At 69.2% G+C, this 13824-nt stretch carries 9 protein-coding genes; 1 reads left to right on the top strand and 8 read right to left on the bottom strand.

What is annotated here, in order from left to right; genetic code table 11:
• Positions 1-92: 92 nt before the first annotated feature.
• From ABZ348_RS21255 to ABZ348_RS21265, 3 genes are all read right to left on the bottom strand, one after another.
• The gene (locus tag ABZ348_RS21255) at positions 93-542 is read right to left on the bottom strand and encodes a hypothetical protein (protein WP_358935270.1); all 450 of its coding nucleotides are present in this window, start codon (positions 540-542) and stop codon (positions 93-95) included.
• 194 nt (positions 543-736) lie between these two features.
• Complete coding sequence (pruA, locus tag ABZ348_RS21260) at positions 737-2377, bottom strand: L-glutamate gamma-semialdehyde dehydrogenase (RefSeq protein ID WP_358935272.1); 1641 nt, start codon at positions 2375-2377, stop codon at positions 737-739.
• 38 nt (positions 2378-2415) lie between these two features.
• Positions 2416-3342, bottom strand: coding sequence for a proline dehydrogenase family protein (locus ABZ348_RS21265; protein ID WP_358935274.1), 927 nt, complete (start codon positions 3340-3342; stop codon positions 2416-2418).
• A gap of 177 nt (positions 3343-3519) precedes the next feature.
• Between ABZ348_RS21265 and ABZ348_RS21270 the strand changes: the two genes are divergently transcribed.
• Positions 3520-4758 carry a helix-turn-helix domain-containing protein gene (locus ABZ348_RS21270; RefSeq protein ID WP_358935276.1) on the top strand — a complete coding sequence of 413 codons (1239 nt, stop codon included), beginning with the start codon at positions 3520-3522 and terminating at the stop codon, positions 4756-4758.
• A gap of 192 nt (positions 4759-4950) precedes the next feature.
• Here ABZ348_RS21270 and serA read toward each other — a convergent pair whose 3' ends face one another.
• The 5 genes from serA to ABZ348_RS21295 form a co-directional block, all read right to left on the bottom strand.
• Entirely contained in the window at positions 4951-6552 is a 1602-nt protein-coding gene (gene serA, locus ABZ348_RS21275) for a phosphoglycerate dehydrogenase (protein WP_358935278.1), read from the bottom strand.
• Between the two features lie 312 nt (positions 6553-6864).
• Entirely contained in the window at positions 6865-7866 is a 1002-nt protein-coding gene (gene ilvC / locus ABZ348_RS21280) for a ketol-acid reductoisomerase (protein ID WP_358935279.1), read from the bottom strand.
• A 95-nt stretch (positions 7867-7961) separates the two neighbouring features.
• Entirely contained in the window at positions 7962-8486 is a 525-nt protein-coding gene (ilvN, locus tag ABZ348_RS21285; protein WP_358935484.1) for an acetolactate synthase small subunit, read from the bottom strand.
• Positions 8487-8553: 67 nt separating this feature from the next.
• Positions 8554-10413 carry an acetolactate synthase large subunit gene (locus ABZ348_RS21290; protein ID WP_358935281.1) on the bottom strand — a complete coding sequence of 620 codons (1860 nt, stop codon included), beginning with the start codon at positions 10411-10413 and terminating at the stop codon, positions 8554-8556.
• Between the two features lie 487 nt (positions 10414-10900).
• The gene (locus ABZ348_RS21295; RefSeq protein WP_358935486.1) at positions 10901-13687 is read right to left on the bottom strand and encodes an EAL domain-containing protein; all 2787 of its coding nucleotides are present in this window, start codon (positions 13685-13687) and stop codon (positions 10901-10903) included.
• Between the last annotated feature and the right edge of the window lie 137 nt (positions 13688-13824).

Consider the following 13824-nt stretch of genomic DNA (forward strand, 5'->3'; position numbering starts at 1 on the left):
TCGCAGGTCGGCGAGCGATGGCCGTTGGGTCTCAGCACGATCAGCAGGGCGATCTGACCGACGCCGATTGGGCCGTTCCGGAACCAGTGCCCCTAGTCGTACGACACGGCCCAGAACGGGCTGCGGAGGCCGATCGACTGAATGTAGCCGCCGGTGCGCGCAATGCCGTGGTTCACCCGGGAATCCGTCGGCAGATGGCTCGCGACGTCGTCCCGGGGACGGCCGAACAGATCGACGCCCTCGTGCATCACGGGCACGAGGGCGGGTCCTTGGGGCTCGGCCCCCGAACAGTCGCACGGAGACCGTCTGAGTTCCACGTAGCCGAGGCGTCCGGCGTGCTGCCCCTCCGGTGCGCCGAGGACGTCGATGGCCAGGCCCCGGTACGCACCGCTGAACGCCCATGCCACGCAGCAGACGGACTCCGTACGGATGTCGCAGATGGTCGACACGGCCCAGCGCGAGGTGTGTTCGCTCATACCGAAGCGCAGGGTGCCGGCATGGTGCGGCAGCCGCAGTCCGATGCCCGGCAGGAGTTCGAACACGGCCCAAGTGTGACACCGGCCCGCCGGGTGGGAGCGGGTGGTGCACAGAGTGTTCACCAGGTCACAGATCCACTGCCCGGTACGGAGTCCGAGAGCCGCAGGGCAGCCCCCGCCGGGCGCGGAGCAGACGTGGAACCGCCCCCGTTCCGGCGTGGGGGCTGGAACGGGGGCGGGATCAGGGGGGCCGAAGAAGATCAGCCCATGTGCGGGTAGCCGTACTCCGTGGGAGCCACCAGCGTCTCCTTGATGGCACGGGTCAGCGTCCAGCGCATCAGGTTCTGCGGGGCACCGGCCTTGTCGTTGGTGCCCGAGGCCCGACCGCCGCCGAAGGGCTGCTGTCCGACGACCGCGCCCGTCGACTTGTCGTTGATGTAGAAGTTGCCCGCGGCGAAGCGGAGCTTCTCCATGGTGTGCGCGGCGGCGGCACGGTCGTTGGCGATGACCGCACCGGTGAGCGCGTAATCGGAGACCGACTCCATCTGGTCGAGCATGGCGTCGTACTGCTCGGCGGAGCTGTCGTCGTAGACGTGCACCGCAAGGAACGGACCGAAGTACTCCGTCGTGAAGACCTCGTTGTTCGGGTCCGTGCACTCGACGACGGTCGGGCGGATGAAGTAGCCGACCGAGTCGTCGTAGGTGCCGCCGGCGACGATCGTGCAGGTGTCATCGGCCTTTGCACGGTCGATGGCGGCCTTGTTCTTCGCGAACGAACGCTCGTCGATCACCGCGCCGATGAAGTTCGACAGATCGGTGACGTCACCCATCTTGATCCCGTCGACCTCGGCCGCGAACTCCTCCTTGAAGCCGGAGTTCCAGATCGAGGCGGGGATGTACGCACGCGAGCTCGCCGAGCACTTCTGCCCCTGGAACTCGAACGAACCCCGGGTCAGCGCGGTCTTGAGGACAGCACGGTCGGCGCTCGGGTGCGCGACCACGAAGTCCTTACCACCGGTCTCACCGACGATCCGCGGGTACGAGCGGTACTTCTCGATGTTGTTCCCGACGGTCTTCCACAGGTGCTGGAAGGTCTTGGTCGAGCCGGTGAAGTGGATGCCGGCGAGGTCGCGGTGGTTCAGCGCCACCTCGGAGACGGCGATGCCGTCACCGGTCACCAGGTTGATGACGCCCTTGGGCAGTCCGGCCTCCTCAAGGAGCTGCATCAGCAGCACGGCGGCGTGGGTCTGCGTGGGGGACGGCTTCCACACGACCACATTGCCCATCAGGGCGGGAGCGGTCGGCAGGTTGCCCGCGATGGCGGTGAAGTTGAAGGGGGTGATCGCGTAGACGAATCCCTCCAGCGGGCGGTGGTCCATGCGGTTCCACACGCCCGGGGAGTTGGCCGGGGGCTGCTCGGCCAGGATCTCGCGGGCGTAGGCGACGTTGAACCGCCAGAAGTCGATCAGCTCGCACGGGGTGTCGATCTCCGCCTGCTGGGCGGTCTTCGACTGACCCAGCATCGTGGAGGCGGCGAGCGTCTCGCGCCAGGGGCCGGACAGCAGCTCGGCGGCGCGCAGGATGATCGCCGCGCGGTCGTCGAAGGACATCGCGCGCCAAGCGGGGGCCGCGGCGAGCGCAGCGTCGATGGCGTCCTGCGCGTCCTGCTCGGTCGCTCCGGCGAAGGTGCCGAGCACGGCGGAGTGGTTGTGCGGCTGGACGACGTCGACGCGCTCGCCGCCGCCCATCCGGCGTACGCCGCCGATGGTCATCGGCAGCTCGATCGGGTTCTCGGCCAGCTCCTTGAGCTTGGCCTCCAGCCGGGCGCGCTCGGCGCTGCCCGGTGCGTAGCCGTGGACCGGCTCATTGACCGGCGCGGGAACCTTGGTGACGGCGTCCATGGTGCCGACTCTCCTTAATCAGTAGGTCAGTTGGGGGTTCAGCCGCGGCTGACCAGCGAACGCAGGAAGAACGCCAGATTGGCGGGGCGCTCCGCGAGGCGGCGCATGAAGTACCCGTACCAGTCGGTGCCGTACGCGATGTAGACGCGCATGCGGTGGCCCTCGGCGGCGAGCCGGTGGTGCTCGCCCTCGCGGATGCCGTAGAGCATCTGGAACTCGTAGTCGTCGAGCTTGCGGCCGGCCCGGCGGGCGAGTTCCTGGCTGATGGAGATGATGCGCGGGTCGTGGGACCCGATCATCGGGTAGCCCTCGCCCTCCATCAAGATCTTCAGACAGCGGATGTACGCGCGGTCGACCTCGGCCTTGTCCTGGATGGCGACGGACGCGGGCTCCTTGTAGGCGCCCTTGACCAGCCGGACCCGGGAACCCGCGGCGGCCAGCGCACGGCAGTCGTCCTCCGTGCGGAACAGGTACGACTGGACGACCGCCCCGGTGCGGGGGAAGCGCTCACGCAGCTCGGCGTGGATCGCCAGGGTCGAGTCGACCGTGGTGTGGTCCTCCATGTCGAGGGTGACCGTGGTGCCGATCTCGGCAGCGGCCTCGACCACCGGGGTGACGTTCTTCAGCGCCAGGTCATGGCCGCCGGCGAGCGCCTGGCCGAAGGAGGAGAGCTTGACCGACATTTCGGCGCGCTCCCCCAGGCCGAGCGGCTTCAGGGCCTCGATCAGCTCCAGGTAGGCGTCGCGGGCGCGCAGCGCCTCCGACGGATCGGTGATGTCCTCGCCGAGGACGTCGAGCGTGATCTCCAGGCCGCGAGCAGCGGTCTCCTGGACGACGGGGATGGTCTCCTGAACCGTCTCGCCTGCGATGAAACGGTTCACCACGGGCTTGGTGACCGGAGCGGCCGAGACGATGCGACGCATCCCGTCGCTGCGCGACGCGGCGAGGATCACGGGACCCAGCACGGGGACCTCCTGGAAGTACGGGTGCCGGGCGGATACGCCGGGGGGAACGCATCCGGAACGGCACGAAGAACCACCGTGAAATCTAAGGATCGCTCCGATCGTCAGCCATCGACAGCTGTCACGCATCCGTGGCCGGGATCTCAGACATCTGTCTGAAGGACGTGTCAGAATGTCCGGATGAAGGGCGATTACCAGGAACTCGTCGATGAGATCTCGGCTCTGCTGGCAGCCCCGGCAACGCTGGAGAACCGCGATTTCGAGCTGATCGCCTTCGGCGCGCACGACAGCGACGACGACGGTGCGATGGACCCGGTGAGGACCCGTTCGATCCTCACCCGAAAGTCCTCCCCCGCGGTCCGGGCCTGGTTCGAGGGCTTCGGGATCACCCGGGCCACCGCCCCCGTCCGGATCCCCGCCGCCCCCGACGCCGGCGTCTTCCGGGACCGCATCTGTCTGCCGGTACGCCATCGCGGCATCGCACTCGGCTATGTGTGGCTGCTGGACACCACACCCGGGCCCACGGACGCCCAGTTGGCCGCGGCCATGGAGGTCGCCGAACGCATCGGCGGTCTCCTCGCCGACGAGGAACGGGCCGGCACCGATCTGTCCCGCGAGTTCCGTGCGGTGCTCACGGCGGACCGGGGCTGGCAGTACGACATGGCCGTGGCCGCGCTGCGCACCGCACTCGGCGGTGGTGAGCGCGGCGCCGACGGCCCCCACGCGGTGGTGTGCATCGCGCCCTGGCCCTCGCGCGACGCGCCACCGGTGCGATCGCTCCCGGGCGCCGCGGCCCTGTGCACGGTGCCGGGTGCGGCGACCCGGGCCCCGGCGTCCGCCGTTCGGACCTCCCGCAGTGGTACGGCACGGGCCGGCGGCGAACCGGCGGCGGAAGGCCCAACCCCGTTGGTCACCCATGTCCTGGCCGTGCTGTTGCGGCTACGGACCCTCGACACGCCCTCCCCCGCGATCGCCGCCGCCGAGCGCCTGCTCACCTCGGCGCCCGGTACGGCCACGGCCGGCGTCTCCTCTCCCCGCCAGGGCCTCGCCGACCTCGGCGTCGCCTGGCGTCAGGCGATCTCCGCAGCCCGTGCGTCCCGGGCGGCACCCCGGCTCGGGCCCGTGGCCCAGTGGGCTGACATCGGGCCGTACCGCACCCTCACCGCCCTGCCAGAAGACCTGTCTCCGGACCCGGCGGTGCTCCCGCTGTTCGACGGCTCCCACGCCGATCTCACCGACACCGCCGAGACCTATCTGGACTGCGGCGGCCAGGCCGGCCGTACCGCGTCCGCGCTGGGCATCCACCGGCAGACCCTCTACTACCGGCTCTCCCGCATCGAGCAGCTCACCGGGCTCGACCTGGCGGACGGGGAGGACCGGCTACTGCTCCACATGGCCCTGAAGACGGCCCGGCTCTGACCCGTTCGCCGTATCGGGGCCCGGCGGACACGCGGACCGGTCAGCGCGGGTCGCCGCCTGCTGAGCGGGCAACCCCCAGCGCGCACTCCGCCAACGGATCGCCAGCCCCAACGCCCACAGGGCGGTCAGCACGGCAGGGGCCCGACTCGTCGATGCTCGACCAGTCGGGCCCCTGCCGGGAAACGCGTGGTGTCAGTCCGTCAGATTCACCGAACGGGCCGACGCGGCACCGATCTCAGCGGCGATCTCGGTGAGCACCGTCTGCGGCACATCGTCGTCGACCGTGAGGACGACCAGGGCCTCGCCGCCCTCTTCAGCGCGCGAGACCTGCATGCCCGCGATGTTCAGCCCGGCCTCGCCGAGGATGCGGCCGACCGTGCCGACGACACCGGGACGGTCCTCGTAGCGCAGCACCAGCATGTGGTCCGCGAGGGCCAGGTCGATGTCGTGGTCACCGATCGCCACGATCTTCTGGAGGTGCTTGGGCCCGGCGAGGGTGCCGGAGACGGCGACCTCCTCACCGCCCGAGAGGGTGCCGCGGACGGTGACGACGTTCCGGTAGTCCGGGGACTCCGAGCTGGTCGTCAGCCGGACCTCGACACCGCGCTCCTGGGCGAAGAGCGGAGCGTTGACATAGGAGACGGTCTCGTCGACGACGTCCTCGAACACGCCCTTGAGCGCGGACAGTTCCAGCACCTTGACGTCGTGCTGGGTGATCTCGCCGTACACCTCGACGTCGAGACGGACCGCGACCTCACCCGCGAGGGCGGTGAAGATGCGACCGAGGCGCTCGGCGAGCGGCAGACCCGGCTTGACGTCCTCGGCGATCACGCCGCCCTGGACGTTCACCGCGTCTGGGACGAGCTCGCCGGCGAGCGCGAGGCGCACGGAACGCGCCACGGCGACACCGGCCTTCTCCTGCGCCTCGTCGGTCGAAGCACCCAGGTGCGGCGTACAGACGACCTGGTCGAACTGGAAGAGCGGCGAGTCGGTGCACGGCTCCTTGGCGTACACGTCGAGGCCAGCGCCGGCGACGCGCCCTTCCTTGAGCGCGGAGGCGAGCGCCTCCTCGTCCACGATCCCGCCGCGGGCGGCGTTGACGATGCGCACGGACGGCTTGACCTTGTGCAGCGCCTCGTCCCCGATGAGCCCGAGGGTCTCGGGCGTCTTGGGCAGGTGCACGGTGATGAAGTCGGACGTCTCAAGGAGCTCGTCCAACGTCAGCAGCTTGACGCCCATCTGTGCGGCCCGCGCGGGCTGGACATAGGGGTCGTACGCCACGATCTTCATGCCGAAGGCCGACATCCGCTGGGCGACGAGCACGCCGATGCGGCCGAGGCCGACGACACCGAGCGTCTTCTCGCTCAACTCGACGCCGGTGTACTTGGAACGCTTCCACTCGCCGTTCTTCAGAGCGGTGTTGGCCTGGGGGATGTTGCGCGCGGTGGCGACCAACAGACCGCAGGCCAACTCGGCGGCGGTGACGATGTTGGAGGTGGGGGCGTTGACGACCATCACGCCGGCCTTGGTGGCGGCGGAGACGTCGACGTTGTCCAGACCGACACCGGCACGGGCGACGACGCGCAGCTTCTTGGCGGCGGCGATGGCCTCCGCGTCGACCTTGGTGGCGGAGCGCACGAGGATGGCGTCCACATCGGCGATGGCGGGGATCAACTCCGCGCGGTCCGCACCATTGCAGTGGCGGATCTCAAAGTCAGGGCCGAGCGCATCCACGGTGGCGGGCGACAGCTCTTCAGCGATGAGTACGACTGGTTTCCGAGACGCAGTGCTCACGTGAGTCCTCACTAGTCCAGTGCAGACGGCCGTCCCGACGGCCGCAGGCGGTGGAGGGGGCTAGCCGCGTGGAAGACGCACGACACTGTGGGCCTGACGCGAAGTGTTGTTGAGAAGTGTAGTGGTGGATCAGGGTGTGTCTTGTGCCTTCTCGGCAGGATCACCCGTCCGGGGCTGGACGAAGTGGAGAAGCGCCCGGCAAGTACCGGGCTGTCCGCGAGTGTCCGGGGCGCACGCCGGGTGCTTTCGCGCCGGGCACGGCGCACAACGGCGAGGGCCGGGACACGGTCGTCCCGGCCCTCGCCTCACGGCTTACGCGTCCTCGTTGTCGACCCAGCTCATGAGCTTGCGGAGCTCCTTGCCCGTGGTCTCCAGCAGGTGGTTCTCGTCCTGCGTCTTGTACTCGTTGTACTTCTTCAGACCACCGTGGTACTCGTCCATCCAGTTGCGCGCGAAGGTGCCGTCCTGGATCTCGGCGAGGACCTTCTTCATCTCGACCTTGGTCTGGTCGGTGATGATGCGGGGGCCGGTGATGTAGTCGCCCCACTCGGCGGTCTCGGAGACCGACCAGCGCATCTTCTCCAGGCCGCCCTCGTACATCAGGTCCACGATCAGCTTCAGCTCGTGGAGGCACTCGAAGTAGGCGATCTCCGGCTGGTAACCGGCCTCGACCAGGGTTTCGAAGCCGGCCTTGACCAGTGCGGACGCACCGCCGCACAGCACGGCCTGCTCGCCGAAGAGGTCGGTCTCGGTCTCCTCGGTGAAGGTGGTCTTGATGACGCCGGCACGGGTGCCGCCGATGCCCTTGGCGTACGACAGGGCGAGCTCGAAGCCCTTGCCTGTGGCGTCCTGCTCGACGGCCGCGATACACGGAACGCCGCGGCCCTCCTCGTACTGGCGGCGCACGAGGTGGCCCGGGCCCTTGGGGGCGACCATGGCGACGTCGACGCCGGCCGGGGGCTTGATGAAGCCGAAGCGGATGTTGAGTCCGTGGCCGAAGAACAGCGCGTCGCCGTCCTTCAGGTTCGGGGCGATGGACTCCTCGTAGACCTGTGCCTGGATCGGGTCCGGCACGAGGACCATGATGACGTCGGCCTCGGCGGAAGCCTCGGCGGGGGTCACCACGCGCAGGCCCTGCTCCTCGGCCTTCGCCTTGGACTTGGAACCCTCGTGCAGACCGACGCGGACGTCGACGCCGGAGTCACGGAGCGACAGGGCGTGCGCGTGACCCTGGCTGCCGTAGCCGATGACCGCGACCTTGCGGTTCTGAATGATGGACAGGTCGGCATCGTCGTCGTAGAACAGCTCGGCCACTGGAATGTCTCCTTGGTGTGCAGGTGTGCGTCCCACCGTACGGCGGGAGTGGGCGGGGAGGTTTTCGGGTCTCGCCATGCGAGCCGGCGCGCGGGTCAGGCGCTGCGGTCGAGCGCGCGCAGGGACCGGTCGGTGATGGACCGGGCACCGCGCCCTATGGCGATCGTGCCGGACTGGACCAGCTCCTTGATGCCGAACTGCTCCAGCATCTTGAGCATGGCCTCCAGCTTGTCACTCGATCCGGTGGCCTCGATGGTGACGGCCTCCGGGGAGACGTCCACCGTCTTGGCGCGGAACAACTGGACGATCTCGACGATCTGGGAGCGGGTCTCGTTGTCGGCGCGGACCTTCACCAGCACGAGTTCGCGCTGGATGGCGTTGGCCGGCTCCAGTTCGACGATCTTCAGGACGTTGACGAGCTTGTTGAGCTGCTTGGTCACCTGCTCCAGCGGCAGGTCCTCGACATTGACCACGATGGTGATGCGGGAGATGTCGGGGTGTTCGGTGACGCCGACGGCGAGGGAGTCGATGTTGAAGCCGCGGCGGGAGAAGAGGGCGGCGATCCGGGCGAGGATGCCGGGGGTGTTCTCCACGAGGACGGAGAGCGTGTGCTTCGACATGTGGGAGGTGTGCGCCGGGTGGTGGTAGGAGGTCATCGGAGTCGGTCTCTCTCTTCTGCTCGCTCGCTCAGTCGTCTTCGTTGTCGCCGAAGTCGGGGCGGACCCCGCGGGCGGCCATGACCTCGTCGTTGGAGGTGCCGGCGGCGACCATCGGCCAGACCATGGCGTCCTCGTGGACGATGAAGTCGATCACGACGGGACGGTCGTTGATGGAGTTGGCCTCGGCGATGACCTTGTCGAGGTCGTCGGGGGATTCGCAGCGGATCGCGTAACACCCCATCGCCTCGGACAGCTTGACGAAGTCGGGCACCCGGGTGCCGCCGCTGGGCTCGCCGCCGCCCTCTTGGCCACCGGCGTGCAGCACGGTGTTGGAGTAGCGCTGGTTGTAGAAGAGGGTCTGCCACTGGCGGACCATCCCGAGCGCGCCGTTGTTGATGATGGCGACCTTGATCGGGATGTTGTTGAGCGCGCAGGTGGTGAGTTCCTGGTTGGTCATCTGGAAGCAGCCGTCACCGTCGATCGCCCAGACCGTACGGTCGGGAGCTCCGGCCTTGGCACCCATGGCGGCCGGGACCGCGTAGCCCATGGTTCCGGCGCCACCGGAGTTCAGCCAGGTCGCGGGCTTCTCGTACTCGATGAAGTGGGCGGCCCACATCTGGTGCTGGCCGACGCCGGCGGCGTAGATGGTGTTCTCGGGGGCGAGCTGGCCGATGCGCTGGATGACCTGCTGCGGGGAGAGGCTGCCGTCCTCGGGCTGGTCGTAGCCGAGGGGGTAGGTCTCGCGCCAGCGGTTCAGGTCCTTCCACCACGCGGTGTAGTCACCGGTGTGGCCCTCGCTGTGCTCGGCCTGGACCGCCTGGACCAGGTCGGCGATCACCTCGCGGGCGTCCCCGACGATCGGCACGTCGGCGGTGCGGTTCTTGCCGATCTCGGCGGGGTCGATGTCCGCGTGGACGATCTTGGCGTACGGCGCGAAGCTATCCAGCTTGCCGGTGACCCGGTCGTCGAAGCGGGCGCCGAGGGCGACGATCAGATCGGACTTCTGGAGCGCCGTGACGGCGGTGACCGAGCCGTGCATACCGGGCATTCCGACGTGCAGCGGGTGGCTGTCGGGGAAGGATCCCAGCGCCATCAGCGTGGTGGTGACGGGTGCGCCGGTCAGTTCGGCGAGGACCTTCAGCTCGGCGGTGGCCCGGGCCTTCATCACGCCGCCGCCGACGTAGAGGACCGGCCGCTTGGCCTGGACGATCAGCTTGGCGGCCTCACGGATCTGCTTGGCGTGCGGCTTGGTCACCGGGCGGTAGCCGGGCAGGTCCTGGGTGGGGGGCCAGCTGAACGTGGTCTGCGCCTGGAGGGCGTCCTTGGCGATGTCGACGAGGACCGGTCCCGGACGGCCGGTGGAGGCGATGTGGAACGCCTCGGCGATCGTCCGCGGGATGTCGTCGGCGTTGGTGACCAGGAAGTTGTGCTTGGTGATCGGCATGGTGATGCCGACGATGTCCGCTTCCTGGAAGGCGTCGGTGCCGATCGCCTTGGAGGAGACCTGACCGGTGATCGCGACCAGCGGGACGGAGTCCATGTGGGCGTCGGCGATCGGGGTGACCAGATTGGTGGCACCGGGTCCCGAGGTCGCCATGCAGACGCCGACCTTGCCGGTGGCCTGGGCGTATCCGGTGGCGGCGTGCCCCGCACCCTGCTCGTGGCGGACCAGGACGTGACGGACCTTGGTGGAGTCCATCATCGGGTCGTAGGCGGGGAGGATGGCGCCGCCGGGGATGCCGAAGACGGTGTCCGCCCCCACTTCCTCAAGAGAGCGGATGAGGGACTTGGCGCCCGTGACGTGCTCGACTGCGGGGGTGGGGTGTCCGACAGTACGGGCCCGCGGCTGCGGATGGTGGGCCCCGGTGGCCTGCTCGGTCATCGGCATTCTCTTCTCAAAGCTGAGGGCTGACGCTGAGGTTGGTGCTGAGGATCTGGCGGGTGCTGCTCGGTGATGCGGGCGGGTGAGCGGGTCAGGTGGGTTCGTCGGTCCCGACGGGGTGTGGTCCTGCCGCCCTGTCGGGCGGTGGTGGTACCCGGGGTGCGGAACGGCTCGGCCTCTCGACGGTGGCGCTACTGCTCTTGTCGGTTGTGCTACTGAATGATTCTTTTCTGCTGTTTTGTTGTCTTGCTTCAGGATTTCACGGGTGCCGTGAAGGGTTCCGCCGGGCCCCGGTACGGGGCTGTGCGGGGGGTTCTCGCACGAGGAAACTGCATCGGTACAACAAAAAACCCCTCGTGCCGTGAGGCAAGCGAGGGGAGCGCGTCGGGAGGAGTCAGCGGAGCCTTCATGGCTCCGCTCAGCCGACGCGCTTTCCAAGTACGAGAATTCGGGTGCGCATGTCACAGACCCTCCCCCTCAGCCCGTGGGACTGTCAAGCGGGTGGGACGCGCGTCTCACTATTTGAACCGGTGCGCGTGGTCAACGAGCCACCGGCGAGCAGGGGGAGCACGGCACCGCCCGGCAGCGGGAAGTCGTCGCGGACCAGCGCCCTGCGCAGCCGGTACTCGTCGAGGGGCCCGGCGAACGCCATCCCCTGACCGTGCGTGCAGCCCATGGTACGCAGCGCGAGAACCTGCTCCGGGAGGTCCACTCCATCGGCGACCGACTGGAGGCCGAGGTCGCCGGCGATCCGCAACAGTCCGCTGGTGATCTTGTGCAGTCGAGAGGATTCCACGATTCCCTCGATCAGTCCTCGATCCAGCTTCAGCAGGTCCACGGGGAGTCTGCGGAGGGCGTTGATCGCGGCATGACCGCTGCCGAAGCCGTCGAGCGCGATCCGCACGCCGAGCCGGCGCAGGGCGACCAGTCTCTGTTCGAGGTCGTCGAAGGAGATCCGCGGATCGCTGTCGGCGAGTTCGATGATGAGCGCCCCGGGCGGCAGACCGTGTCGGGACAGCAAGGACTCGACGGTTCCGCACGGCAGTGAGCGGTCCAGGAGCCTACGGGCTGAGAGCCGCACCGAGACCGGCACCCGGTGACCGAGCCGGTCCCGCTCCGCCGCCTGCTCCACGGCCTCCTCCAGCAGCCAGCGGCCGAGCTCAGCGGTGCGGTCGCCGTCGTCGGACGAGCGCAGGAACTCGGCCGGCGTGAACAGCATCCCCTGCGCGGAGCGCCAGCGTGCCTGCGCGGCCACGGCTTCGATGCGACCGGTGGCGAGGTTGACCACGGGCTGGTGCAACAGGGCGAACTCTCCGTCGTGCAGGGCGCTGCGCAGCCGTGCCGCCAGTTCGGTGCGCCGCACGACTTCGGCCTGCATCTGTGGCACATACAGCTCGACGCGGTCCTTGCCGCCGGCCTTGGCCCGGTACATGGCAAGGTCCGCATTGCGCATGAGGTCGGTGGGCGTGATGCCCTCCTCGGCGAAGGCGACGCCGATCGAGGCGGCGACCCGTACGTCGTGACCGTCGATGCGGTACGGCTGGGAGAGGGTGAGCCGGAGCCGATCGGCGATCTCGGCGACCTGGGTTTCGCGGGCCGCCGCCTCGGCCGCGCCGTCGCCGAGGATGAGCGCCGCGAACTCGTCACCGCCGAGTCGAGCGGCGGTGTCCCCGGCCCGTACGGAGTCGGCGAGTCGGCCGGCGGCCTGGATCAGCAGGTCGTCCCCCGCCTGATGGCCGAGGCGGTCGTTGACGCCCTTGAAGCCGTCGAGGTCGATGAAGAGCACGGCCGTGCCCCGGTCCCCGGCCCGTCTACCGCTCAGGGCGCGGCGCACACGGTCGGTGAAGAGGGCCCGGTTGGGTAGGTCGGTGAGCGGATCGTGTTCGGCGCTGTGCTGGAGCTGGGCCTGGAGGCGCACGCGCTCGGTGACGTCGCGGCTGTTGAAGATGAGCCCGCCCTGGTGGCGGTTGACGGTGGACTCCACGTTGAGCCAGTCGCCGCTGCCCGAGCGGAACCGGCACTCGATGCGGGTGGTGGGTTCATCGGCCGGTGAGGCGGTCAGAAATCGGCGGACCTCCCGAATGACCCTGCCGAGGTCCTCCGGATGGATCAGGGTGGCCAACTCGGAGCCGATCAGCTCGTCCGCCTCGCGTCCGTACACGCCGGACGCGGCGGGGCTCACGTACCGCAGCACCCCGGTGGGCGCGGCGATCATGATCACGTCGCTGGAGCCCTGGACGAGCGAGCGGAAGTGGTTCTCCTTCTGGGCCAGCTCATGGGTGAGGGCGATGTTGTCGACGAGCATGATGCCCTGCCGGACCACGAGTGCGAGGACGACCGTGCAGCCGGTGAGGACGACGACCCGGTCGACCGTTCGCCCCTCGACAACGTTGTAGAGAATGCCCAGCGTGCAGACAGCGGCGGCCAGATAGGGGGTCAGCGCGGCCAGCGAGCCGGCGACCGGCCGGCTCGGGCGGGCCGCTCTGGGCGGCCGTACGGTCTCGGCCGAGCGCCTGGCACCCCAGGGCGCGTACGCCAACAGCAGGGAGCCGGCGAACCAGCCGGCGTCGAGCAGTTGGCCGGAACGGTAGCTCTCCCGCAGCAGCGGGGAGGTGAACAGCGTGTCGCACAGCACCGTCAGGGCGAGCGCCGCGATGGCGGTGTTGACGGCGGAACGATTGGTGGCCGAGCGTCTGAAGTGCAGCGCCAGGACCATGCTGACCAGGACGATGTCCAGCAGTGGGTAGGCGAGTGCGAGGGCGGCGGGGGCCACGCTCTCGCCCTGGACGCGGGTGGTGTGGGCGAGCGCAAGGCTCCAGGAGAGGGTCAACAGTGAACCGCCGATCAACCAGGCGTCCAGGCCGAGGCAGACCCAACCGGCCCTGCTGACCGGGCGCTTGGCGAGCACCAGCAATCCGACGATGGCAGGCGGGGCGAAACAGAGGAAGAAGAGGTCGGCGATGGAGGGGCTGGGCACCTCGCGGTGCAGGACCACCTCGTACCAGCCCCAGACGGCGTTCCCCGCGGAGGCCATCAGCGAGGAGAGCGCGAAGAGCAGCCAGGCGGGTCGCAGCCGGGGCGGGCTCGTGCGTGCGTAGAGGAAACAGGAGACGGCTGCGACGAGGGCACCCGCGCTGAGGCCGAAATCGCCCATGATCAGAGCCAGTTCGGGTGAGCCCCAACCGAGCGCCGCGCCCACTCCGTAGCCGGCGCAGATCAGGGCGAGGATGAGTTGGGCTACCAGGCCCCGGCCGCTGGGGGCGGGCTCACGGGCCGCCATCGCCCCCGGCGCGCTCACCGGGCCGCTCCTTGCGATGCGCCCGGCACGGGCAGCCCGGCAGCGGACATCGGCGGTGCAGGGGGGGCGGGGCGCGACGAGGGCCACGCCGTGGGTAACGGCGGGATGCATGCAGGAGG

This window comes from Streptomyces sp. NPDC005963 (assembly GCF_040638655.1).
Classification (GTDB): domain Bacteria; phylum Actinomycetota; class Actinomycetes; order Streptomycetales; family Streptomycetaceae; genus Streptomyces.